Source organism: Amycolatopsis magusensis (assembly GCF_017875555.1).
In the GTDB taxonomy this organism is placed as follows: Bacteria; Actinomycetota; Actinomycetes; order Mycobacteriales; family Pseudonocardiaceae; genus Amycolatopsis; species Amycolatopsis magusensis.
The window spans coordinates 3,710,885-3,734,326 of record NZ_JAGGMS010000001.1 but is presented as its reverse complement, the minus strand read 5'-3'; the positions used below and the strand labels follow the sequence as shown (position 1 = coordinate 3,734,326).

22 protein-coding genes are annotated in these 23,442 nt (G+C 70.1%); 9 read left to right on the top strand and 13 right to left on the bottom strand.

The annotated features are described in order from the left end of the window. Window positions 1–7 precede the first annotated feature (7 nt). Window positions 8–991, top strand: coding sequence for a helix-turn-helix transcriptional regulator (locus JOM49_RS16570; protein ID WP_209665171.1), 984 nt, complete (start codon window positions 8–10; stop codon window positions 989–991). Window positions 992–1,002: 11 nt separating this feature from the next. On the opposite strand, the gene JOM49_RS16565 is transcribed toward JOM49_RS16570, so the two are convergent. Then, window positions 1,003–1,569, bottom strand: coding sequence for an MFS transporter (locus JOM49_RS16565; protein ID WP_209665170.1), 567 nt, complete (start codon window positions 1,567–1,569; stop codon window positions 1,003–1,005). Window positions 1,570–1,718: 149 nt separating this feature from the next. On the opposite strand from JOM49_RS16565, the gene JOM49_RS16560 reads away from it, so the two are divergent. Beyond that, window positions 1,719–2,588 carry an alpha/beta hydrolase gene (locus JOM49_RS16560; RefSeq protein WP_209665169.1) on the top strand — a complete coding sequence of 290 codons (870 nt, stop codon included), beginning with the start codon at window positions 1,719–1,721 and terminating at the stop codon, window positions 2,586–2,588. On the opposite strand, the gene JOM49_RS16555 is transcribed toward JOM49_RS16560, so the two are convergent. From JOM49_RS16555 to JOM49_RS16535, 5 genes are all read right to left on the bottom strand, one after another. Beyond that, window positions 2,589–3,248 (bottom strand): response regulator, encoded by a 660-nt coding sequence (locus tag JOM49_RS16555; protein ID WP_209665168.1) that lies wholly within the window; start codon window positions 3,246–3,248, stop codon window positions 2,589–2,591. Then, a complete protein-coding gene (locus JOM49_RS16550; RefSeq protein ID WP_308158763.1) occupies window positions 3,245–4,375 on the bottom strand; it encodes a sensor histidine kinase in 1,131 nt (376 codons plus the stop codon). Before JOM49_RS16550 ends, JOM49_RS16555 begins: the two co-directional genes overlap by 4 nt. A gap of 189 nt (window positions 4,376–4,564) precedes the next feature. Continuing rightward, window positions 4,565–5,317, bottom strand: coding sequence for an FHA domain-containing protein (locus tag JOM49_RS16545; RefSeq protein ID WP_209665167.1), 753 nt, complete (start codon window positions 5,315–5,317; stop codon window positions 4,565–4,567). Window positions 5,318–5,379: 62 nt separating this feature from the next. Continuing rightward, window positions 5,380–7,128, bottom strand: a complete 1,749-nt coding sequence (locus JOM49_RS16540) for a serine/threonine-protein kinase (RefSeq protein WP_209665166.1) — start codon at window positions 7,126–7,128, stop codon at window positions 5,380–5,382. 59 nt (window positions 7,129–7,187) lie between these two features. Continuing rightward, a complete protein-coding gene (locus JOM49_RS16535; protein ID WP_209665165.1) occupies window positions 7,188–7,967 on the bottom strand; it encodes a polysaccharide lyase family 7 protein in 780 nt (259 codons plus the stop codon). Window positions 7,968–8,086: 119 nt separating this feature from the next. On the opposite strand from JOM49_RS16535, the gene JOM49_RS16530 reads away from it, so the two are divergent. Next, window positions 8,087–9,247 (top strand): polysaccharide lyase family 7 protein, encoded by a 1,161-nt coding sequence (locus JOM49_RS16530; RefSeq protein ID WP_209665164.1) that lies wholly within the window; start codon window positions 8,087–8,089, stop codon window positions 9,245–9,247. A gap of 88 nt (window positions 9,248–9,335) precedes the next feature. Here the strand turns inward: JOM49_RS16530 and JOM49_RS16525 are convergent, their stop codons facing one another. From JOM49_RS16525 to JOM49_RS16510, 4 genes are all read right to left on the bottom strand, one after another. Then, window positions 9,336–10,304, bottom strand: a complete 969-nt coding sequence (locus tag JOM49_RS16525; protein ID WP_308158762.1) for a YVTN family beta-propeller repeat protein — start codon at window positions 10,302–10,304, stop codon at window positions 9,336–9,338. Between the two features lie 372 nt (window positions 10,305–10,676). Next, a complete protein-coding gene (locus JOM49_RS16520) occupies window positions 10,677–11,273 on the bottom strand; it encodes a TetR family transcriptional regulator (protein ID WP_209665163.1) in 597 nt (198 codons plus the stop codon). A 179-nt stretch (window positions 11,274–11,452) separates the two neighbouring features. Continuing rightward, window positions 11,453–13,249: a glycoside hydrolase family 76 protein gene (locus JOM49_RS16515; protein ID WP_308158761.1), complete on the bottom strand. Its 1,797-nt coding sequence runs from the start codon at window positions 13,247–13,249 to the stop codon at window positions 11,453–11,455. A gap of 1 nt (window position 13,250) precedes the next feature. Beyond that, window positions 13,251–14,114, bottom strand: coding sequence for a glycoside hydrolase family protein (locus tag JOM49_RS16510; protein ID WP_245369349.1), 864 nt, complete (start codon window positions 14,112–14,114; stop codon window positions 13,251–13,253). A 91-nt stretch (window positions 14,115–14,205) separates the two neighbouring features. On the opposite strand from JOM49_RS16510, the gene JOM49_RS16505 reads away from it, so the two are divergent. Next, window positions 14,206–14,940 (top strand): thaumatin family protein, encoded by a 735-nt coding sequence (locus JOM49_RS16505; protein WP_209665161.1) that lies wholly within the window; start codon window positions 14,206–14,208, stop codon window positions 14,938–14,940. On the opposite strand, the gene JOM49_RS16500 is transcribed toward JOM49_RS16505, so the two are convergent. The 3 genes from JOM49_RS16500 to JOM49_RS16490 form a co-directional block, all read right to left on the bottom strand. Further along, on the bottom strand, window positions 14,918–15,700 hold the full coding sequence (locus JOM49_RS16500) for an STAS domain-containing protein (protein WP_209665160.1): 783 nt from the start codon (window positions 15,698–15,700) through the stop codon (window positions 14,918–14,920). The two genes, JOM49_RS16505 and JOM49_RS16500, sit on opposite strands and share 23 nt — an antisense overlap. Before the next feature lie 519 nt (window positions 15,701–16,219). After that, window positions 16,220–17,434 carry a PQQ-dependent sugar dehydrogenase gene (locus JOM49_RS16495; RefSeq protein WP_209665159.1) on the bottom strand — a complete coding sequence of 405 codons (1,215 nt, stop codon included), beginning with the start codon at window positions 17,432–17,434 and terminating at the stop codon, window positions 16,220–16,222. Between the two features lie 226 nt (window positions 17,435–17,660). Next, entirely contained in the window at window positions 17,661–18,125 is a 465-nt protein-coding gene (locus tag JOM49_RS16490) for a VOC family protein (RefSeq protein ID WP_245369348.1), read from the bottom strand. Window positions 18,126–18,277: 152 nt separating this feature from the next. On the opposite strand from JOM49_RS16490, the gene JOM49_RS16485 reads away from it, so the two are divergent. From JOM49_RS16485 to JOM49_RS16465, 5 genes are all read left to right on the top strand, one after another. Further along, window positions 18,278–19,153 carry a LysR family transcriptional regulator gene (locus JOM49_RS16485; protein ID WP_209665158.1) on the top strand — a complete coding sequence of 292 codons (876 nt, stop codon included), beginning with the start codon at window positions 18,278–18,280 and terminating at the stop codon, window positions 19,151–19,153. 134 nt (window positions 19,154–19,287) lie between these two features. Continuing rightward, window positions 19,288–20,739: an amidase gene (locus JOM49_RS16480; protein ID WP_209665157.1), complete on the top strand. Its 1,452-nt coding sequence runs from the start codon at window positions 19,288–19,290 to the stop codon at window positions 20,737–20,739. Window positions 20,740–20,803: 64 nt separating this feature from the next. Then, entirely contained in the window at window positions 20,804–21,163 is a 360-nt protein-coding gene (locus JOM49_RS16475; RefSeq protein ID WP_209665156.1) for a nuclear transport factor 2 family protein, read from the top strand. A gap of 245 nt (window positions 21,164–21,408) precedes the next feature. Further along, window positions 21,409–22,578, top strand: coding sequence for a serine hydrolase domain-containing protein (locus JOM49_RS16470; RefSeq protein ID WP_209665155.1), 1,170 nt, complete (start codon window positions 21,409–21,411; stop codon window positions 22,576–22,578). A gap of 44 nt (window positions 22,579–22,622) precedes the next feature. Beyond that, window positions 22,623–23,435 (top strand): MerR family transcriptional regulator, encoded by an 813-nt coding sequence (locus JOM49_RS16465; RefSeq protein WP_245369347.1) that lies wholly within the window; start codon window positions 22,623–22,625, stop codon window positions 23,433–23,435. Window positions 23,436–23,442: the final 7 nt, after the last annotated feature.

Sequence of the window (23,442 nt, the reverse complement as noted above, 5' to 3'; positions counted from 1 at the left end):
GGCGGGCATGCCACTGCGGGATCTGGGCTTCACCGAGGAGCAGGAGCGGGCGTACCGGTCGCTGCTCGGCGATCCGTACCGCGCCGCCGCCCAACTGGTGCCCGAAGCCGGGAGCCCGCGCTCGCGGCGTGAGGCGCTGGACCGGCTGGTCGAGTTCGGCGTGGCGCGGGCCGACGAGGCCGCGCCGTCCGGGGTGAGCCCGCTGGATCCGACGGTGGCGGTCGGTGAACTGATCGAACGGACCGAGGACGACCTGCACGCGCGGTTGCGGCGGGTCGGCGCGGTCCGCGCGGAGGTCCCCGAGCTGGCCGCCATCTACGCCGGTCGCCGCCGCGACGCCGATGAGCCCGCGGCGGGCCCGGTCACCGGGGTGGAGCAGCTCGACGACGTGCGGGCCGTGCGCGAACGGCTCGCCGAGCTGTCCTTCTTCACCCGGAACTCCGTGTACACGGTGCAGCCCGTGGCCACCGGTGACGCCGAGGCAGCCGCGGCTTCCCGGCCGCTGGAGCAACGCAGCACGCGGCGTGGGCTGGACGTGCGGGTGATCTACCCGGCCTCCGCGCTGGCGCTGCCTTCGCTACGGGCCGCGGCGGACGAAGGCACCGCGATCCGGTTCAGCGACCAGCCGCTGGAGCGCATGATCATCCTGGACGAGCGGGTCGCCGTGGTGCCGCAGGACCCCGGCGGCACCGGCCGTGGCGCGCTGGTGCTGCGCCAGGCCGGGTTGCTCAGCGGCTTCCTGCGGTTGTTCCACGGCCTCTGGCGCGAGGCCGCCGAACTCCCCGGCGAGCAGGCCGACCCGGGACCGGACGAGCAGGACCGCGAGGTGCTGCGGCTGCTCGCCGAAGGCGTCACCGACGAGAACGCCGCGAAGACGATCGGGGTGTCCGTCCGGCACCTGCGCCGCCGGGTCGCCCGGCTGATGCAGCGGCTCGGCGCGGACAGCCGCTTCGAAGCCGGCGCCGAGGCAGTACGCCGCGGCTGGCTCTGAAACCCATTTCGCTACGAGGAAAGGAAAACCCATGACCGAGCTCCGATTCCAGACCGGCGGCGACGACTCACTGGGCGCCTTCGGCTGGGACTGACCGTGCCCCGCCCGGCCGCCAGTGCGACGACCACCTGGGCCGCCGCGGCGACGCACATCAGCACGAGCGGGACCCGCCAGCCGGAGCTGACGGTGTGCAGCAGCCCGAAGACCACGGGCCCCACGGCGGCCAGCAGGTAGCCGATCGACTGCGCCATCGCCGACAACGCCCCGGCCACGGTGGCGTCCTGGGCACGCAGGCCGATGAACGCCGGCGCCAGCACGAGCCCGAGGTACCCGAGGAACAGCACCGCCGAGCAGCTCGCCGCCAGCGCCCGCTGGTCCCGTGCCCACCGCATCGCGCCGGGCACGGCCAGGCTGGTCAGCACCGCGACCGCCTGGAGCAGGAACAGCAGCCACCCCGCCGCGGCCGGGCTCACGCCGTGGTCCTGGAAGACCTGGGGCAACCACGTCACGACGACGTAGAACCCCAGCGACTGCAACCCCATGAGCGCCGTGACCGCCCAGGCCAGGCCGGAACCCATCTCCTGACCCGGCGGGCCGGGCGGGACCACGTCACCCGTGCGAGCTACTCGCGATTGTCCACCCCGCGGTGACGATTTCGCCCCCGTGGAGTCCCTAGCCTCGCCGGGCAGTCGTTTTTCACCCACCAGTTCCGCACCAGGAGTACACCATGACCCGTAGGGCATCCACTGTGATCGCGCTGTGCTGCGCCGTGGCCGGCGTCGCGCTGACAGGCTGCGAGGAAGCCCCGCCGGCGGCATCGGACCAGGGCTCCTTCACCGGGATGACGAAGATCGACGTCGACGGCCGCGCGGTGAACGTGTCCTGCTCGGGCAACGCCGTCGAAGACCGCCCGGTCACCGTGCTCCTGCACGGCGGCGGCGACGGGCTGGAGAAACTGGCCCGCCTCCAGGAAACCCTGGGCGGGCAGGAGCGGGTCTGTTCCTACGACCGGCTCGGCGCGGGCCTCAGCGACCAGCCGGCAGGGCCGCAGACCATGGAGAGCACCGGCAAGGTGCTGACCGCGGTGATCGACCGGTTCGCCGGGGACGCCCCGGTGGTGCTGGCCGGGCATTCGCTGGGCGGGCTGATCGCCGCCCGGTACGCGCCCGACCACCAGGACCGGGTCGTGGGCCTGGTGCTGATGGACGCCACCTCCCCGACGCAGGGCGCCGACCTCGCCAAGGAGGTGCCGCCCACCGCCACCGGCATGGCGGCCGAACTGCGGGACCAGACCGTGGCCGTGCTCCAGGGGCAGAACCCGGAGAAGCTGGCCATGCCGGACGAAGAGGTCCGTTCGGCCGGGGACATTCCGGTGGCGGTGATCCAGCACGGGAAGCCGTACCTCACGGCCGTCCCCGAATACGGGCCGGGCCTGGAGCGGGCGTGGGCCGAAGGGCAGCAGAAGTGGCTGGCTGTCTCCAGCAGCAGCACCCTGAGCACCGCGGCGAACAGCGAGCACTACATCTACCTCGACGAGCCCGAGGTCGCCGTCCAGGAGATCAAGCGCGTCGTCGGGGAAGCCGCCGAGTCCCTGTAGTCAGGTGACCAGGCCGTGGCGGAAGGCGTAGACCACGGCCTGGACGCGGTCGCGGAGGCCGAGTTTGGCGAGGATGCGGGAGACGAAGGTCTTGACGGTCTCCGGGCTGATCACCAGTGTCGCGGCGATCTCGCTGTTGGACCGGCCGTCCGCGACGAGACGCAGCACCTCCAGTTCCCGGGGAGTCAAGGAGACTTCGGGCGCGTCACCGTCGGCGGGCCGGATGCGGGAGGCGTACCGGCCCACGAGCTGCCGCGTCACCTCGGGAGCCAGCAGCGCCGCACCCGCCGCCACGGTCCGGATACCGTGCAGCAACTGGGCCGGGGGCGCGTCCTTGAGCAGGAACCCGCTCGCCCCGGCACGCAGGGCCTCGTAGACGTACTCGTCGAGGTTGAACGTGGTCACCACGAGCACCTTGGCCGGGCTGGGCACGCCCGCGCCGGCGAGCAGCGCCGTGGCCCGGATGCCGTCGAGCACCGGCATGCGCACGTCCATCACCACGACGTCCGGGCGCAGGCGGGCGGCGAGGTCGACCGCGGCCTGCCCGTCCCCGCACTCGCCCGCCACCTCGAGGTCGGGCTGGGCGTCGATGATCGTCACCAGCCCGGTGCGGACCAGCATCTGGTCGTCGCAGACCAGGACCCGGATCGGCGCGGTCACGACGAGCTCCCGGCCGGGATGCGGGCCCGCACGTAGAAGCCGCCGCTCGTGCTGCGGCCCGCGCTGAAGTCGCCGCCCAGGACGCCGACCCGGTCACCGAGCCCGGCGAGTCCCCGGCCACTTCCGCCCAGGGACGCGGTTTCCGTACTGACACCGTCCGTGCTGACCTCCACGGTGATCTCCCGGTCGCCGTGGTGGACCTGCACCGAGGTGGGGCTGCCGTGGGCGTGCTTGAGGGCGTTGGTCAGGGCCTCCTGCACGACCCGGTAGGCCACCGGACCGGCGCTGCCGGACGGTTCCGCCGGGGTGCCCTGCTCGGTGAACTCGACCGGCTGCCCGGCCCGGCGTGTCTGCTCCACGAGGTCGCGCAGCCCGTCGGCCCGGGTGCTGTGGTCGGGGTTGAGCACGTCCAGCAGGTGCCGCAGGTCGGTGAGGGCGCGCCTGCCGGTGTCCGTGACGTCGGTCAGGGTCTGGTCGAGGCGTTCCGGTTTGGTGGTCAGGTAGCGGGCCGCTTCGGTCTGCACGACCATCGCCGTCACGTGGTGGGTCACGACGTCGTGGAGTTCGCGGGCGATGCGGCTGCGTTCGGCGGCGCGGGTTTCCTCCGCGACACGGAGGCGTCGTTCGGCGTCGGCGAGCCGGGTGGACCGCCACCACACCCCGATGCCCCAGGCGAAGGCGATCACCAGGTAGAACGTCACGTATTCGGCCGGCGACTCACCCGCGCCGAGCAGCTCGAACGTGACCACCAGCAGCACGTACGCCGTGGTGAGCGCGAGCGCGACGGTCCGGCGTCGCCGCTGCAGCTGGGAACTCGCGATCAGCACCGCGATGGGCAGCGCCGTGCCCGCGAACGAGTGGTACCCGCGAAGCTGGTCGATGGCGAAGCCGAGCCCCACCACCGCGACGCAAAGGACGGGCCACCGGCGGCACACCGCGAGCGGAACGCATTGGAAGGCGACCGCGAGGATGGCCAGCAGGTCGTAAGGCCGCGCGGGCATGCCGCCGAACTGCGTGCCCTGGCTGTGCAGCGCCGGCACCAGCGACCCGGCGAAGAGCAGCAGCCCGATCGCCGGGTACCAGACCGCGCCGCCGCGCAGCTTCGAAACCCACCGGAGGTTGACCACGGGCAGAGCTTATTCCGGCAGGCCGGACCACCGGCAGCCCGCACCCCCACTCCCCGGCACGCCGACCTGACAGTCCACTGTGGACAAGCAGGCGAGTGGGGCCACCATGGCTGCTGGCTGACTCGGCCACGTTGCCATTGCCCACCTTCCGAGTGTCCAAAGCAGAGAGTCCCGCCCGGGTATCGCAGGTCAGATGGAATCGAGCAGGGACAGGTCCGGGGGCACCAGCGTGGTCGACAGGATCAGTTCTCGGAGCAGGTTGTCGTTGAGCGTGTTTCCCACCGGTTCCCCGACTTCCTCCCGCAGCAGCCCGTGCACCCCCGCCGCGGACAGCCGGACGCGGACGTCGGAGACCATGTGCTCCACCCGTTTGACGCTCCAGTTCGCTTCCGGCTGCAACTCGGCCAGCATCAGCGCGGCCTGCTGGCGGGAGATCGGCTGCGGGTTGGCGTCGTGGAAGAGGTAGCGCTGGCCCAGCACCACCAGCAGCAGGCGTTCGTCGGGGGTGAGCGGCCACTGCCGGGGCTGGTGGGTGACCGCGTCGTGCCTGGCCGCGGGCTGTCCGCCGTCCTCGCCGGAGATGTACAGCTCGAGCAGGTGTTCGCGGTCGCGGGAACCGCGGATGAACATCGGGGTGTACCCGGTGGGCAGCGGGATCGGCTCCTCACCGGGGAACAACCAGTTCGCCTTGGGCAGCCGGATGGGGAGCCGCCCGGTGTTGCTGACCCACCAGTGGGACTCCCGCCGGACCAGCAGGCCGTGCCGCCGGCTCACCCGCGGATCGGTCTCGCCGACGGGCAGGTCGACCTCGGTGCGGTTGCGGCCGAACCGGATCGTGCGGCCTTCCACCGGACCGGCGGTGATCCGGCCGGTCACGGTGAGCGCGACGACGGTGCTCGCCGCGGCCGGGGGTACGCCACGCGCCAGGCTTTCGCGGGTCATGCCTGCCTCCTCGTGTTCCCGGTGGCGGTCCAGTCTGACCACAGCCGCGGGGACCCCTCCCCTCAGCGCGGCAACCGGGACGCCGCCGCCTCGGCCAGTTCGATCGCGCGCGGGCAGTACGCCGGATCCGGGCGGGGGCCGCCGACGGTGAGCACCATGACGTCGATCGTCGGCCCGGTCGGCTGCCCGGACGGCCGGTGGATCACGTGCACCGTGCACGCTTCGGCCTCCGCCCGGATGTGGGCTTCGCGGCCGGGGAAGGGAATCGGGTCCCCCTCGACCGCCGAAGTGCTGGAATGCTGGTCGTACCGCATCAGGACGTCGATCTGGTCGGCGGTGCCGAACCACCGGCAACGCCACCCGCCGAAGCCCTTCGCCCCGGCACCCGCATCGATCGAGGGGTAGACGGCCAGCGCGGCGCTGTCCAGCAAGGTGCAGGCGTCGACGTAGGCCAGGGAGGACGCGGGCAGCGGCTCCGCGCGGCGCGGGATCGGCCCACGCTCGAGCACGCCGCGCACTTGTTCCGCGGCCACGTCGGCGGTGGCGCAAAGCCGTTCCTGGGGGTGGAAACCCTTCGCCGCGATCTGGATGCCGTACCGGTCGTCCACTTTCACCGGCCGGGCGCATTCGTCCTCCTCCGGCGGGCCCTCGTCTTCGAACATCTGCCCGACCACGGGGTGCCGCTTGAGCCGGAGCAGCTGCACCTCGATGTCCACCGCCGCGGCCGCACCGGCTCCCGGGGAGAGGAGCACGTCGCAGCGGTTGAAGTTGCCCATCGCCTGGTGCAACTGCGTCGGCACACCGAAGTGCGCGCTCAGCGCCTCCGCGTCTAGCAGGGCGCAGGGCGAGGCGGTGTGCTCGTCCCCCACCAGGTCTTCGGCGGGTTCTCCCCGCCACAGCAAGGGAACCAGCGTCGCGGCGGTCACCGTCGCCGCGAGCACGATCGCGGCCAGCACCCAAGGCGTGCGACGACGCCACCACGGCCGGCGGGCAGCCGTGGCGGACGACCAGGCGACCCGCTGGGGGCCGGCGATCTCCTCGAGCCGCTGCCGGACCTGTTCGGCGTCCGGCCGCCGATCCGGCCGGACCGCCAGCATGTCCCCGAGCAGTGGCGCCAGCGGCCCCGCCCGGGACGACTCCGGGACTTCGCCACCGCGGACGCGCTCCAGGATCTCCGCCGGTTCACCGGTGCCGAACGGCGGCTCGCCTTCCAGCGCGGTGAACAGCGTGGCGCCCAACGAATAGACGTCCGAGGCTTCGTCGGCCGGGCGTCCCTTCGCCACCTCGGGCGCGACGAAGGCCGGGGTGCCGCTGAGGTTGCCGTCGTGGGTCCAGGTCACCTCACGCCAGACGGAGATGCCGAAGTCGGTCAGCTTGGCGAGCCCGTCGTCGGTGACGAGTACGTTGCCCGGCTTGACATCCCGGTGCACGATCCGGCAGTCGTGCAGGGCGGCCAGCGCGGCCGCGATCTGCGCGCCCACCGTCGCCACCCACTCCGGCGGCCGCGGCCCGTGCTCGGCCAGCACCTTGTCCAGGCTCCGCGCGTGCAGGTACTCCATCACCAGCCAGCACCCGTCCGCATCGACCGTGTCGAAGATCGAGATGGCGTTCGGGTGGTGCACCTGCGCCGCCGTCTCGGCCTCGCGGACGAACTGGAGCCGGTCGGCCTCGCTGGCCATCACGTGCGGCCGCTTGAGCGCCACCTTGCGCTTGAGCTTGCGGTCGAAAGCCGTCCACACCAGGCCACCGGCCCCACCGCCGGTGACCTCTTCCAGCTGGTAACGCCCGTCGATCACGTCTCCCGTGCGCACGCAAGGTAGTGTAGCCAGTTCGCTGTGCTACCCGAGGCGCTTTCGGGAAGGCCGGTGGCTCACCGGTGCGTCACGGACAGCCCGTGGATGATCACCTCGCCGAAGTTCCCCGCCTCGCAGGGGGCGGACCTCGCGCAGTTGGCCTGCGTGTAGGCACCGGCCTTGAAGTAGGCGCCCGCGAAGGTGGCCGGCAGCGTCACCTTGGGCACCCCGTTGTAGAACGCCTCGATCCGGCCGTCGCGCACCTCGAACTTCGCCTGGAACCGGGTGCCGAGCACGTAGTTTTCGTCGATCAGCGCGTAGTTCGGGTCGTCCCCGTTGGTGACGTAGAGCTTCTGGCCTTCGAGCCGGAAGACGGTGACGTCGTCCTCGCCGTCGTGGATCTGGCCCGCGACCACGTGCGGCTTGTCGTTGGGCAGGTGGGTGATCGTCTGGTCGATGACCATGGTGTGGCTGCCCGAATCCGGCGGCCAGCTGATGTGCTGCGTGCCGGCGCGCGTCATCTCGTGCAGTTCCGACCGCGGGTAGCTGCTGTTGGGCGTGGTCACCCCGTTGACCGCGCTGCGGAAGCGGACGCCGTCGCAGGCCGCGGTCGGCACGAACCACGGGTCGACCGCGTACCCCTTGAGCCGGGGCTGACGGATTTCCAGCGGCTGCGGACCCACCTGGGCCGGGTCGTCGACCGGCAGGGTGATCTTCCAGTTCTTCAGGTCGAGCACCTGGGCGGGCCGGGTGCACCCACCCCCGCCGGTGGCTTCGGTGGCGTTCGCGGCGGGTGCCACCAGGTTCATCGAAAACGCGCAGGCGACCACACCCGCGGCCAGTCTGATCGACCGCATCCTTCTCCCAAATTTTGTCGGAGTTCCGCCCCCGGGAAGGACGCTAGGTGATCGTTCCCGGGACCGGTCCCGCCCGCGGTGGCCATTTTGGTCAGGTGTCCAACCGAAGTGAGGTCCTCATGAGAAGAACTCTTGGCGTGGTGCTGGCGGCGGTCGTGGCCGGGGTCCCCGGCGCGGTCCCCGCCGTCGCGGCCGCGGCGGGTTCTCCCCTGCAGATCACGGGAGCATCGGCCAGCGCGGACGACGGCAATGTCGCGGCCAACACGCTCGACAAGGATCTGAGCACGCGGTGGTCCGCCGAGGGCGACGGGGTGTGGATCCAGTACGACCTCGGCACGGCGCAGACCGTCGGCTCGGTGTCCCTCGCCTGGCACAAGGGCGACACCAGGAAGCACACCTTCGACGTCGAAACCTCCGCCGACGGCTCTTCGTGGAAGACCGTGCTGGCGAACAAGGTCAGCAGTGACACCACGCTGGAGCCGCAGAACTACGACTTCGCCGACGGTTCCGCCCGGTACGTGCGCGTGGTCGGCCACGGGAACACGGCCAACGAGTGGACCAGCATCACCGAGGCGGCCGTCCTCGGGACGGACGGCGGCGGGGGCGGCACCTGCGCCTACCCGGCCGATGTGCTGGACCTGCGGAAGTGGTACGTCGGGCTGCCCATCGGCGAGGCGGAGAAGCCGAAGAACGTCGAACAGCCGGCGCTCGCGACGTATTCGATCGATCCGTGGTTCACCACCACGCCGGACTGCACGGCGGTCCAGTTCCGCGCCGCCGTCAACGGCGTGACCACGAGCGGGTCCAACTACCCGCGGTCGGAACTGCGGGAGATGACCGGCTCCGGCCAGACGAAGGCCAGCTGGTCCTCCACCTCGGGCACGCACACGATGACCATCGACCAGGCCATCACCGCGCTCCCGAAGGGCAAGCCGCACGTGGTCGCCGGGCAGATCCACGACGCCGACGACGACGTGTCGGTCTTCCGCCTGGAGGACAAGAAGCTCTACGTCACCCACGGGGACGAGGACGAGGACTTCACCCTGGTCGACGACAGCTACGAACTCGGCGAACGGTTCCAGGCGAAGTTCGTGGTGAGCGGCGGCAAGATCAAGGCCTATTACAACGGCGTCCTCAAGGCCACGCTCTCCGACAACTTCACCGGCGGTTACTTCAAGGCTGGCGCGTACACGCAGGCCAACTGCGAAAAGGCGTCGCCGTGTTCGAGCAGCAACTACGGCGAAGTGAAGATTTACGACGTCGAAGTGACCCACAGCTGAGCCGCTTCCCCCGGCCGCCGCTCGCACCTCGCGGGCGGCGGTTTCTCGGCTTCTTCGAATTCTTTTCCCGAGAGCCAGTCGCGTCGGATCAGGAGGAGACGGCGAGGCCTTCCGGTTTGCTGCCGACCGGCACGGTGGCGGTCGCGGTGAAGGTGCCGGTGTCGATGACCGACATCGAGTCGGCGGCGGTGTTCGTGACGTAGACGAAGCTGTCGTCCGGGGCGGCGGCGGCGCCTTCCGGTTGTGCCTGCACGGAAACCGTCGAGGTGACCACGCCGGGCGAGCTGGCCGTGATGGCCGGGCCGTCGAGCACGGAGACCGCGTCCGAGCCCGCGTTGGCGACGTAGACCTGACCCCGCGGCGTCACCGAGACACCCATGGGCGACTCGCCGACCGGCACGGTCGCCACGGTGGTCCCGGCGGCGGTGTCGACCACCGTCACGCTGTCGGAACCGGTGTTGGCCACGTAGATCCGGTCGCCGGCCGGGCTCGTCGCGATCCCGGCCGGGTAGGTGCCGACGGGGTAGGTCGCCATCACCTCCTGCGTGCTGGTGTCGATCACCGAGACGCTCTGCGAGCCGTTGTTGGTGACGTAGACCCGGCGGCCGTCCGGGCTGGTCACCGGCGTGTGCGGGAACCGCCCGACCGGCAGGTCGCGCACCGGGGTGCCGGTGGCGGCGTCGATGACGGTCACCGTGCCGTCGCCGAAGTTGGTCACGTAGACGTGCGCCGGTGTGGCGGCGACGCCGAACGGGTTGGCCCCGACCGGCACGGTCGCCACCACCGCGTAGGTGCGTGCGTCGATCACCGAGACCGTGTCGGCCAGTTCGTTGGTCACGTAGACCCGCTCACCCCCGGGCACCACGCCGACGCCGACCGGCGAATCCCCGACCGGCACCGTGGCCACCACCTCCCGGCGCCGGGTGTCGTAGACGGTGACGTTGTCGGATCCGGTGTTGGCCACGAAAACCTGCACCCGCGGCGGGTAGCGGTTCGCGTGGGCGGTGAGCGGGACCAGGAGCACGAGCAGCACGCCGGCGGCCACCAGCCGGCGCACGACGTTCCTGCGGGGTGCTGGCGGACGCGCGGTCATGAGCCCTGCCATGAAAGTTCCTCATTTCCTGCCGGCAGGCAAGTCCACAGTAGACGAACATATTTCGAAAAAGCGTTTCGGCTTCGGCCGTCGATTCCGAACGTAGTCGCCGTCCGTATCCGCCGCTGTCCGGCAGAATGGCCACGCCACGCGTTTTCATTGCCCGCTTCCGACTATCGAGTGGATATCCCCACTCGAAAGTTGATCTTGCGGAACACTTTGACCAGTCGCCAAAACGCCTCGGCGAATCCAGAGCGTGATCGACTGTACGTGCGGTCGGCAAAACCGCCATCAAAAGCGTGCGTGAATACGCATGGTTTCGAATCGGCCGGAATGTCAGGCGCGCGACTGGACCGCCGCCAGGAGAATCCGCTGCAGGCTGTCGAAGGCCCGGTCGAGGTCGACGCGGTCCGGCGCCAGCCGCCATTGCTGGTGGATGCCCATGGAGGCGCCGAGCACCACCACGCCGACGTCGTCGGGGGTGACGCCCTCGGGCAGCCCGCACCCGTCGTACGGCTGCTCGGCCCAGGCGGCGATGTGGGCGCGCATCGCGCGGTGCAGTTCGACGTACCGGTCGTGCACCGGCGAGTCCTCGTCCATCGCGTCGGCGAGCAGGCTGATCATCAGCTTGGTGATCGGCTGCCGGACGAACGCCGCGCTCTGGTCGGTCAGGTCCCGCAGCCCCTCCGGTCCGGGGAGCCGCGGCTCGGCAGTGTTGCGGGAGACCAACTCGAAGGCGTGCTCGACCACCGCGAGCAGCAGGCCCTCCTTGTTGCCGAAGTGCCACGGGATGGAGCCGCGGCTGATGCCGGCGAGCTCGGCCACCTCGGCGACGGTCGTCTGCCGGTACCCCCGGTCCGCGAAGGCCGTCGCGGCCGCCTCGACCAGCAACCGGCGGCTCTCCTGGCTGGTTTCCGCACGGCGGGTGGGCATCGCTCTCCTCGTGAGGTGACCGGCGAATTCGTGGCACACCCTAGCGCATATGCCGGTCATCTGATTCTATGTCAGCTGACACAGGCGAGACGGGGAAACATCGATCGGTCCGCTCGAGGGCGGGCCGATCGACTGTGTGCGGTGTCCGGGGGTTCGGGCTGGGGGTCCGAACCACTCCGTCACCGCGCGGCGACGAGGGCGCCGAGGCCGCTCGCCTGCGTGCGCCAGTCGACCTGGTCCGGGCTCGCGCCGGCCCAGCGCTGCCCGATCCGGTTCAGCGGATCCCGGGCGCGGGACCAGATCGACGCCGCCTGGCGGGTGGTGAACTCGCCGTAGCGGCCGGTGACCCCCGCCAGGTCGGCCAGGTACCGGCTGAAAATGCCCTTGAACTGCTTCTGGTTGTCGTCACAGGTGTTCGTGCCGGCATCGCAGGACTCGGTCAGCACGCCGTCGCGGGTGAGGCCGGTGACGGCGGCGTCGGCGAGCCGCCCGGCCATGTCGAGCAGGGCGCCGTCCCCGGTGGCCCGCCACGCTTCGAGGAGGCCGCCGATGGCGAGTCCCTGGTTGTAGGTCCAGACCGTCTGGCCGTTGTTGCGGCAGTCGCGGGTGAGCCCGTCGTTGACCAGGTTCGCGCTGTTGATCAGCCCGCTGCCGAGGTACCAGCTCGCGGCGGTGCGGGTGCGGTCCAGCCAGGCGGTGTCGCCCGGTGTCCGGTTGTGGACGGCCGCGGCGAGGCGCAGGTACAGCCCGGCGGTGACGGCGTTCTTGTACGTGCGTTCCCGGTCCCACCACACGCCGCCGCCGCAGGTGCCGGTGTCCCAGTAGCCGTGCACGTAGTCCGCGATGGTGGTCGCCATCCGCAGGTAGCGGGCGTCGCCGGTGCGGTCGTACGCCGCCACCCACGCCAGGCCCCACCAGGCCGAGTCGTCGATCGCGCGGCTGGCGAAGTTCCCCTCGATCGGGTCGCTGCCGCGGGCCCCGGCGGGGAAGGTGCCCCGGTTCTGCTCGAACGTCCGGCCGATGACCCAGTCGTACCGCGGGTCGCCGTGGTCGATCAGCGTGGTCAGCGCGGCCGCCGAGTTCCACCAGCTGCTCGGCCACCAGCCGGGGAACGGGTCGTAGGAGTACATGAGCGCGTCGGCGGCCGCGCTCGCGCGCGCGGGTGCCGGGCGCGCCCAGGCCGTGCAACTGCCGTTCGGGCCGGTGGAGGCGCGCCCGCACGCGCGGACCACGCCGCCGTAGAGGCGCCCGCGCGGGTCGCGGGTGGCGAACAGGCTGGTCCGGGCGCTGGTGCCGGTCGCGGTGACGCGGCCGAGCGACGAGCCGTCCGGCCAGGTGGCGCCCTCGTCCCACGAGCGGTCCAGCCAGACCTCGTCGCCGGGTCCGCCCGCTTCGACGCTGGCCCAGGCCATGCCCGCGCGGTCGGTGTGCAGGCGGATCACGCGGCCGTTCAGGGTCGTCGCGGGCACCGGCTGCACGTCACCGTCGGCCTGTCCGCTGTCGGTCTGATCGCACAGGACGTCGCAGACCGCCGGGTACACCCACTGCGTGCAGCCGACTCCGGCAGCGTCCCCGCAGGCACGGAGGAGGCCGCGGCGGTGGCCGCCGGGATCGGAGATGTTGTACATGAGCGTGCGGGTGCCGGTCCACGTGCCCGGGATGCTCGCCTTGCCGAGCAGGCCTTCCCAGGTGCGGCCGCCGTCCCACGACCGGTCCAGCCACACCGCGTCGCCCTGGACGCCGTGGTCGATGCTGCCCCACGCCATTCCGTCCACATCGGACACATGGAGCACCAGCCTGCGGCCGTTGAGGTTCTCCTCCGGCACCGGGAACGCTTCCTGCCCGGCATGGACGGGATCTCGCGCGTCGCAAGCCAGGAAGCACACGGCCTCGGCGGCGCGTGCGCCGGATGGTGCGCTGAGCAGGCCACCCACCAGCGCGGCGGTCAGCGCCAGTGCTCTCGCGGCCGGGTTCACCTCAGCCCGCCGACCGGTACGCCTGCCCGCTGGCATTGGCGGTGGCGCCGTCGTAGAGGCCGGTGGGCGCGGTGGTGGTGGACAGGGTGAACCAGGAGTAGCGCTCGACGAAAGACAGGCTTTGCAGCATGGCTGACGAATTCTTGACGAAAGCCACTTGCTGGTCCTGGCTCGGATAACGCGGAGTGCTCTGCGTGAAGTCGATGAGGGCGTATTCGGTGAGCCAGATCGGTTTGCCGTACCGGTTGTGCACGTTCTGCAGATAACCGCGGAGGTGATCGACGGCAGCCGCGGAGAAGTCGCTGCCGTACCAGTGCAACGGGATGAAATCCACCCGCAGGCCCCTGGCGGCGGCGCCGCTCATGAACCGGTCGAGCCAGCCGCCCGCCTGATCGCCGCCGAAAGCGACCGCGGGCGCCCCCAGCCGCATCCCGGTGGCCTGGAGCTGGGGCCACCGGTCAAGTGCCTGCTCGACCGTCAGGTTCGCCTGCCCGGCCATGTCGGGTTCGTTGAAGCCCAGCAAGCTGGTGCCCAGCGACTTCGCCTTCGCCAGGTTCTCCGGGGTGACCGCGCCAGCGCCCCAGATCATCGGCACGAACTCGGTGCCGTCCGGTTTGGTGACGCCCTGTAGATCGGCGGCCCAGTTGTAGAACCAGCCGGCGCGCACATCGCGCAGTGCTTGGTCCACTCCGGGGACGGTGTTCACGCTGACGCCCTTTTTCGCGGCGGCGATTGCGCCGACCGGATGACCCACCATGAGCGTCGCCAGCAATACCAGTACGGCGGCGGACAGCCTGCGGAATGACTTCACAGCAATTCCTCCCGGTTCCGCTCGATCGTCGAGCGCATCGGCGGTACGGGTCAACCGACTGGTCTGAACCTGTCCGGTTTTCTGTCGCGCACGGGAATGACGCGGGAGGCCATAATCGGAGTCCTCCGGAAGGTGAGGAGCAGGAATGCGCAAGATCATCCACGCGGTACTGGCCCTGTTCATGATCGCGACCGCCGGGACCGGCACGGCCACCGCGGCTGCGGACCACACCGTCACCTTCGTCAACCGGTCCGGCCAGCCCATCTGGATCGGCAGCGCCGTCAACGCCGACGGCTCACACAACCTCACCGGCCTGCCCCGGTTGGCCGACTCCCAGCAGGCGACCGTCACCATTCCCGAATCCGGCGACCCCGCTTATTGGCGCGGCAAGTTCTTCGCCCGGCAGGACTGCACCGGCACTCCGGGCAGCACGTTCCACTGCGCGATCGGCGACTGCGGCAACCTGGCCGACCGCTGCGTCACGGGGGAACAACCGGCGAGCCTCGCCGAATTCAACTTCGACCGCGACGACCAGCTGGCGCCCTGGTACAACGTCAGCTACGTCAACGCGGTGTCCCTTCCGATCACCATCGAACCGCGGGACGCCACAGCGTCGCCGCCGGAATGCGAGGCGGTCGGCTGCTCGGACCGGCTACTCGAAAGCTGCCCGGCCGAGAACCTGACCAGGGACAGCAGCGGCAAGCCGATCCTGTGCACCAACCCGAACCGCGACGCGAAAACCCCCTACAGCGACGCCATCTCCAGCCGGTGCCCGAAGGCCTACGCCTGGTCCAAGCACGACACCGAACCGGGCAACCAGGTCGTGCGGCAGTGCCGCGACTGCAGCGGCTTCACCGTCACCTTCCATCGTGGGGTTTGAACACGGGCAGTCCGATGACGGGTGGCTCGGTGTCCAGCACCGCCCAGACCACCTTGCCCTCGGCCATCGCCGGGCTGCTCCCCCACACCTTCGCCAGCTGCGCGACCACCACCAGGCCGTTCCCGCCCTTGCCCTCGCGGATCAGCGCCGGGTCCGGGGAGAGGTCACCCACGGCGACGCTGAGCAGATCCGCGCGGAGTTCCAGCCGCAGTGCGGGTTCGGACTGGGTGTGGACGAGCACGTTGTCGACCAGTTCGTTGGCCACCACCACCGCGTCGGCCACGACTTCGTTGCCCGGCAGCCAATACTCGGTGATGTGCCGGGTGAACTCCCTGGCCTGCCGGGTGGTGCTGATCAGCCTGGGCAGCGTCAGCTTGGCCCGCCGCCGCTGGAGCCGGTCCGTCGATCCGCCCACCGCGTCGTCCACCGTCGGGAAGACCGGCACGAACCGGGGCACCGGCGTGTGCTCGAAGAGCCGCCGCGACGCCTCTTCCCCGGCGACGAGCAGCACGGGCACGCCCGGCCAGTCGGACAGCCGCATCGACACCTGGGCGAACACGCTCACCAGGCTGGGCGTGGCGACACGCAACTCCTCGATGTCCACGATCACCGCGGACGGCTGTTCCACCGCGCACTTCAGCATCACGTCGCGCAACTCCGGGTACGCGGTGATGGTCAATTCCCCGGATACCGCCACCACGCGGCACCCCGCCTGTTCGGCCACCGAGATGGAAAGGGCTTCGTCTCCGCCGGTCGTCACGAGCCGGCTCTCCCGCCTCCCAGGCACTGACCGCCCCGGATCGCCGCCGGCACCCACCACCGGGTGCCCGCCCAGCGATCCACGCTACACCGGCCCTCACCCCCTTGACCCCGACTCCTCCCTTTACACCCGTTCGAGTCGCCCCCGCGGGCGCTTCGCCCAGCGGGCACGCGACACAAATGTGGCTTTGGGAGCGGATTCGGCCCCCAAAGCCACATTCGTGACACCCGGATGTCCCAACCCTCACATTCACGGCACCCTCAGACGCAACCCGAGCATTCGAACCCCCAGACAGGCCCCAGCAACCGGCGGCCAGCGACGAAAGCCACCACGGGCGGAAATACCAAAAGAGCACCCGGGTGCAAAAAACGAGCGCCAGAAATCCCACACCTCCGCATCCCCGGCCCGAAGCCAAAACACGGCGAAGGCCTCGATGTCAAGGCATCTTTCCCGCCTTGACATCGAGGCCTTCGCCGTAGTCACACTAAGAAACCGGGGTGCCCCTCTTCGTCCCGAGAATCACTGGTTCGCCCCAGCAGGCGGAACGTGCTGGAAGCGGACGCGGTTGAGCCATCCGGGCAGGTCGCTGAGCACGTACAACTCACCATGCACGTCGGTGCCGATGGCGGTGGGCTGGGTGGGGAGGTAGCCGATGGTGGCGTTTTCGTAGCCACCGGCCGACTGGGGACGCACGGCGAACACGCGCGTCGAGCAGTAGTCGCTGGCGATGTAGGTGCCGCGTGCCTCTGGCGTCTGGGATCCCCGGTAGACGACGCCGCCGGTGACTGAGCAGTTGTCGTTGTAGTGGTCGTATTCGAAGACGGGGTCGGTGTAGGTGCCACCGGAGCGGCATTGGTCGGGGTCGAAGATGGGGGTGCCTTCGCGGCAGGACCAGCCGAGGTTCGCGCCGCGCTGCCAGGGGCGGATGTGGTTGATTTCCTCGACGAGGCCTTGGCCGACGTCGCCGATCCACAGTGAGCCGTCAACCGGGTCGATGGAGAAGCGCCAAGGGTTGCGCAGTCCGTAGAGCCAGATTTCCGGGCGGGCGTCCGGGGTGTGGACGAAGGGATTGCTGGCGGGCACGCAATAAGGCTTGGAGCCGCAAGCGCGGTTGACGTCGATGCGCACGATCTTGCCGAGCAGGGTGGACAGGTTCTGTCCGGCTTTGAACGGGTCGTGGGTGTGGCCGCCGTCGCCGAGAGACCAGTAGAGGTAGCCGTCGCGACCGAAGGCGACCTGTCCGCCGTTGTGGTTGCCGTATTCGGCGTGCTCCTGGGTGAGCAGGACCTGGAGCTTGTCGGGTGCGCCGAGGGGCACGCGGGCGAGGGTCAGCGCGCCGGCGGGCAGGCTGGTGTAGGCGACGTAGAGGATGCCGGTGGTGGCGAAGTTCGGCGCGGGGGTGATGCCGAGCAGGCCGCGTTCGTTGTCCGAGGGGTCGATCCGGGCGGTCAGGTCGAGCACCGGTTCGGCGGCGAGGCCGGTGTCGGGGTGGTAGGCGCGGACGGTGCCGTTCTTCTCCGCGATCAGCATCCGCCCGTCGGGGAGTCCGGTGATCGCGATCGGGCGCCGCAGACCGGACGCCACCTGCTCGGACACCACGGTCAACTCGGTGAGCGGCACCGCGGGAGCAGGGGGAGCGCCGCCCGCGGACACCGGCGGCAACAGCAACGCGGACAGGGCCAGAACGAACAGGCCGGCCAGCAAGGTGACCGGGCGACAACGCCGTCGCGACATGGTTCAGCTCCTCGAGCAGGTGGGGGACGCGGTCTGGGAGCGCTCCCAACCATACCGCCGACAGCCGTCAACATCCAGACGCCTTTTGCGGTCGGGGATGAACCAAGGTTTCGCGCTGCCACCGCGCCTGGACCATGGCCAGTCTGCGGCGAGCCGGCGTGCGACGGCGACCGCATGCTCGAAGCGCTCTTCGCCGGGTTGGGGCCGCGGCCGTGACGCCCAGCCGTCACCGGATCTCCTCGGCGAGCGCGACCATGATGCCCGCGGGACCGCGCAGGTAGCAGAGCCGGTAGCTGTTCTCGTACTGCACCAGCTCGCCGACGAGTTCGGCGCCGTGGGGCCGCAGGCGCTCGATGATGTCGTCCATGTTCTCGACGGCGAACATGACGCGATGCGCGCCCAGGGTGTTCGCCGGCGCGTGCGGATCGCCGTCTCGAACCGACGGCGACTGGTACTTGGTCAGCTCGAGCCGTCCGTGGCCGTCCGGCATGCGCATCATCGCGATGTCCGAGCGGACCCCCTCGAGTGCGACGAGGCGATCCACCGAGCTGCCCTCGACGGTCGCCTCGCCTTCCAGTTCCATTCCGAGTTCGGCGAAGAACGCCTTCGCGGCGGCGAGGTCGTCGACGACGATGGCGACGTTGTCCATCCGCTGGATCGTCCCGCGTGCGGGGTTCGGCGTGTTGTCCATGGTGTTCTCCGTTCGGGGCGGGTGGGGGATTCAGGCGCGCCGGCGTGGTTTCCAACTCCTCGGTCGTGGAAGCGGCGCGCGCTCAGCCTGTCCGACACCGACTCATTCGTCCAATGACAATAGTTGGGCCAACCCATGCGTATCTTTGATGGATGCTGGATATCCTGCGGTTACGAGTGCTCGCGGCGATCGCCGCGCACGGCTCGGTCACCAAGGCCGCCAAGCACCTGAACTACTCCCAGCCCGCGGTCAGCCACCACCTGGCCAAGCTGGAAGCGGAAACCGGGGCGCGGCTCGTCCAGCGGGTCGGCCGGGGCATCCGGCTCACCCCGGAGGGCGAGCACTTGGCCCGGCGCGCCACCGAGATCATCGGCCGGGTCGACGCCGCCGCCGCGGAACTGTCCGCGATGGTGGGCCTGCGCACCGGCCGCGTCCGGCTCGCCGGCTTCCAGTCGGCGCTCGCCGCGCTGGTGCCGCACGCCATGGGCGTCCTGCGCCGCGAGCACCCCGGCATCGAACTGCACCTGGTCGAGGCCCATCCGCGCGTGGCACTCGACCTGCTGCGAACCGGGGAGGCCGACATCGCGGTCGTCTTCCGCTACGACGAGACGACCCCGGACGACATCCGCACCACGCACCTGTTCGACGACCCGATGTACCTGCTCAGCCTCGAACCCGGCCAGACACTGGAGGGCAACCGCGACGCCGCCTGGATCGCGGGCTGCGAAAACTGCCGCCGCGAGTTCCTCGAAGCCTGTGACCGAGCGGGTTTCGTCCCGCCCATCGCGTACACCAGCGACGACACCATCGTCCAGCAGGCACTGGTCGCCGCGGGCATGGGCGTGACCACCATGCCGGGGCTGGCGCTGCGCACCCACCACGAACCCGGGATCGAAGCCAGCCTCCTCCCCGACTTCCGGCGGCACGTCTACCTGGCCACCTATGGCGACCCACCGGACCCACCCGCGACCACGGCTTTCGCCGCCGCCCTGCGGCAGGCCGTCCAGCACGGGCAATGGGCGACATGAATTGAGACGTCCATCCCATTGCGCGACGCGGCATTCCATGGCTTGCGGCGGATCACCGCCGATAAAATTGCGAACTCCTTGTTGCGCGAACCGGAATTTGGTGCCCAATCCGGCGGCCCGATAGCTTCGCATTCATGGAATGGAGCTTGCGAACGGCCGAAGAACTCATTGCCGCGATGCGCGCCGGTGCGGTGACTTCGGTGGAGCTGACCGACGAGGCGATCGCCCGTATCGAGCGTGACGACGAGGTGATCAACGCGATCTGCGTGCCGGATTTCGACCGGGCACGGGCCGCCGCGCACCGTGCCGACCAGGCACGCGCGCGGGGTGAGGACCGGCCGCTGCTCGGTGTTCCGGTGACGGTCAAGGAGTCGTACGACATCGCCGGGCTGCCCACGACCTGGGGCATGCCGCCGCACCGGGACTACGTGCCCGCCGAGGACGCGGTACAGGTGACGCGACTCAAGGCCGCGGGCGCGGTGGTGCTCGGCAAGACCAATGTGCCGCTGGGACTGCAGGACATCCAGAGTTTCAACGACATCTACGGCACCACCACCAATCCGTGGGATCGCGATCGCACCTCTGGTGGTTCCTCCGGCGGGTCGGCGGCGGCACTGGCGTCCGGGTTCGGCGCGTTGTCCATCGCCTCCGACATCGCGGGCTCGCTGCGCACCCCCGCGCATTTCTGCGGTGTCTACGCACACAAGCCGACGCTCGGACTGGCGGCGACCCGTGGCATGGTCGCGCCGTCCGAGCCGGCCTTCCCGACCGAGCTCGACCTGGCCGTCGTCGGTCCGATGGCGCGCTCCGCCCGCGACCTCACGCTCCTGCTCGACGTCATGGCCGGGCCGGACCCGCTGACGCTCGGTGTGGCGCACCAGGTGGCGCTACCGCCCGCCCGCCACGAGCGGCTCGGCGATTTCCGGGTCCTGGTTCTGGACGACCATCCGCTCATTCCGACCGGGTCCGCCGTGCGGGCGGGCGTGAACCGGGTGGCCGCCGCGCTCTCCGACGGCGGCGCCCGCGTCGAACGGCACAGTCCGCTGCTGCCCGACCTGACCGAAGCCGCGACGCTCTACATGCAGTTGCTGATTTCCGGCTCCATCGCGCGTTTTCCCATGGATTCGCTCGAGCAGCTACGGATTCGCGTCGCCGAACTCAGCGCGGACGACCGGAGTCTGGATGCCGTGCGGCTGCGTGCCCTGCTGTTCAGCCACCGTGACTGGATGGAGGCGAACAACCGCCGCGAACACCACCGCCACGGCTGGCGGCGGCTGTTCGCCGAGTTCGACGCCGTGGTGTGCCCGATCACGCCGACGCCCGCGTTCCCGCACGACCACAGCCCCGATCCGATGGAACGGCGCATCGACATCGACGGCATCGAGCACCCCTATTTCGACCAGCTCGTCTGGGCCGGGCTGGCCACCATGCCCGGTCTGCCCGCCACCGCCGTCCCCGCGGGCCGGTCCCCCGAGGGTCTGCCGGTCGGCGTGCAGCTCATCGGCCCGATGTTCGAAGACCGCACCCCGCTGCGGCTGGCCGAACTGCTGGAACAGAAAATCGGCGGCTTCGAAGCACCGGCGTAGGGCGCACTTTCTGCGACGATGGGTCGACGACCCGCTGTCCGCGCGGTAGTTCAGGAGATGCCCGATGACGAACGAATTCGTTTCCCAGGTCTTCGAAGCAGTCGATTCCGGCGATGCCGCCACCTTCGTCGGGTTCTTCAGCGAGCAGGGCCGCATGGTGTTCGCCAACGGCGAGCCGATGATCGGTCCCGCGCAGATCGAGGCCGGGGTGCAGGCCTTCTTCGGCACCATCAACGCACTGCGGCACACGGTGGTGCGCGAATGGGTCCAGGGTGCGGACACCATCGTCGAACTGACGGTGGAGTACGACCGGCTGGACGGCAGGACCGTCACGATCCCCGCCGTGACCATCTGGCACGTCGACGCCGACCACCGGATCGACGACTACCGGGTCTACTTCGACGTCGCGCCGATCTACCGGTAGAGAATGCGCCGCAGAGCTAGGAGCGGCTGGTCCAAGGCTGCCCGGCGCCCGTTCGTGTCGCGCTGGTGCCGGGCGGCAGCGCGAGGACGTCGATCAGGCTCGGGTCCTCGTCGATGGCGTGGTGCAGGTGCCCGATCTTGGCGGTGCTGCCGTCCGCGTCGGAGGCGCCGACGAGCCGCCAGACGCCGGGCCTCGGCGTCGGAAGGCCTTGACCCCTCCCCTAGGTCAACCTGAAGCCTGGGCGCATGAACAACAACATCAAGGCGCCTTTCCGTAGGTTGCGGCGCGTGGCGGTCACGGCGCTGGCGGTCACGTTGCTGGCCACACCCGGCGTGGCCACTGCGGACAGCCGCCCGGAGTTGCAGGGGGCCGCCCAGGGGTTCGTCGACGTCGGGTTCGCCGGGATGCAACTGCGGGTGCACGACCAGCGCGGCGAGTGGGTCGGCAGCGCCGGGGTGCGGAAGCTGGGCGAGACTGCGAAACCGCCGACGAACGGGCTTTTCCGGATCGGCAGCAACACCAAGACCTTCGTCGCGACCGTGGTGCTGCAACTGGTGGCCGAGAACAAGATCGGGCTGGACGCGTCGGTGAGCGAGTACCTGCCGCGGTTCGGAATGGACCCTCGGATCACCGTGCGCATGCTGCTGCAGCACACCAGCGGGGTGTTCAACTACACCGGCGACTACTACAACGGAACAACCATGCCGGGCTTGCCCTCGACCGGCCAGGAATGGGTGGACAACCGGTTCCGCACCTACCAGCCGGACGAACTGGTGCGGTTCGCGTTGGCCAAACCGGCATTGTTCGCACCGGGAACGGACTGGAACTACTCGAACACCAACTACACGATCGCCGGGTTGCTGATCGAGAAGGTCACCGGTCGTTCGTACGCCGAGGAACTGCGGCGGCGGATCCTGTGGCCGCTCGGGTTGTCGGGCACCGTGGTGCCGGGCGCCCGGCCGGAAATCCCCGGGCCGCACGCCCACGGCTACTACCACTACCAGGACGCGGGCCGGCCGAAGACGGTCGACGTCACCCGCCAGAATCCCTCGTTGCTGTTCGCCGCCGGTGACCTGATCTCGACCACCCAGGACCTCCGCAAGTTCTTCTCCGCGCTGGTGGGCGGCGAACTCCTGCCGGACTCCCTGCTGGCCGAGATGCGCACGCCGCACCCGAAAGCCAACTACGGACTCGGGCTGTTCGTGGAGGACGCGGGGTGTGGCGTCAAGGTCCTGCGCCACAACGGCAGCACCATCGGCTACGGCGCGCTGATGTACAGCACGCTCGACGGCAGCAGGACCCTGACCGCCTCGATCACCGCCGGGAACGTCGAAGCCGACCTGGCCGAGGGGTACCCGAAGGCGTTGGACAAGCTGCTCAGGGCGGTGTTCTGCGGCGGGCAGGCGACGAACTGACGGTGGTTGACCTTGACCTTGGGGCAGGCTCCACACTCGTCCCCATGGTTTCCTCGACCCACTCGATCGTGGTGCCGCCGTCCGGTGGCATCACGATCGGCCAGGCCGCGGCCTTCGTCGGCATCACGGTGAAGACCGTGCGGCACTACCACCGGCACGGGCTGCTCGACGAACCCCGGCGCGACAGCTCCGGCTACCGGCGGTACGGCTCGGCGGATCTGCTGCGGCTGGTGCAGATCCGGACGCTGGCCGCCGCCGGGGTGCCGCTGGCCGAGGCCGGGCCGATGCTGGACGCCGACGCCGAGCAGTTCGCCACCGCACTCGTCGACGTCGAACGCCGCCTCACCGAGCGGATCGCCGAGCTGAACGCCCGGCGCGACACCCTGCGGCAGCTCGCGGACGGCGACCGGCTCCTGCTGCCCGACCGGGCCCGCGCGATCCTGGACCGGCTCACCGCGGTCGGCTTCGACCCCGACTACGTTGCCGGGCAACGGGAAGCTCTGGTGCTGGCCAGGGCGCTGGCGCCGAAGTTGTTCGACCTCTTCCTGACCCAGTTCGAACACCGGCTCGACGACCCCGCGTTCGTCGACCTGACCAAACGCGGCTGGGAAGCGCGGTCCTGGGAGCCGGACGATCCGCGGATCGCCGAGCTGGCGGACGCGCTGGCCGACAACCTGCTGGCCGACCGCGAGCACCTGGCGGTGCCGGCGGACTTCCAGTCCCAGCCCGACGACGTGGCCCGATACGGGTTGATCAACCACCACGGCGAGGACCGGGCAGCGACGACTTCCGCCCGGCTGAACGCACTCGTCGAGGCCAGACTGCGCGCGGCGGGCGTCCCCATCCCCCACCAGTGAACGACGG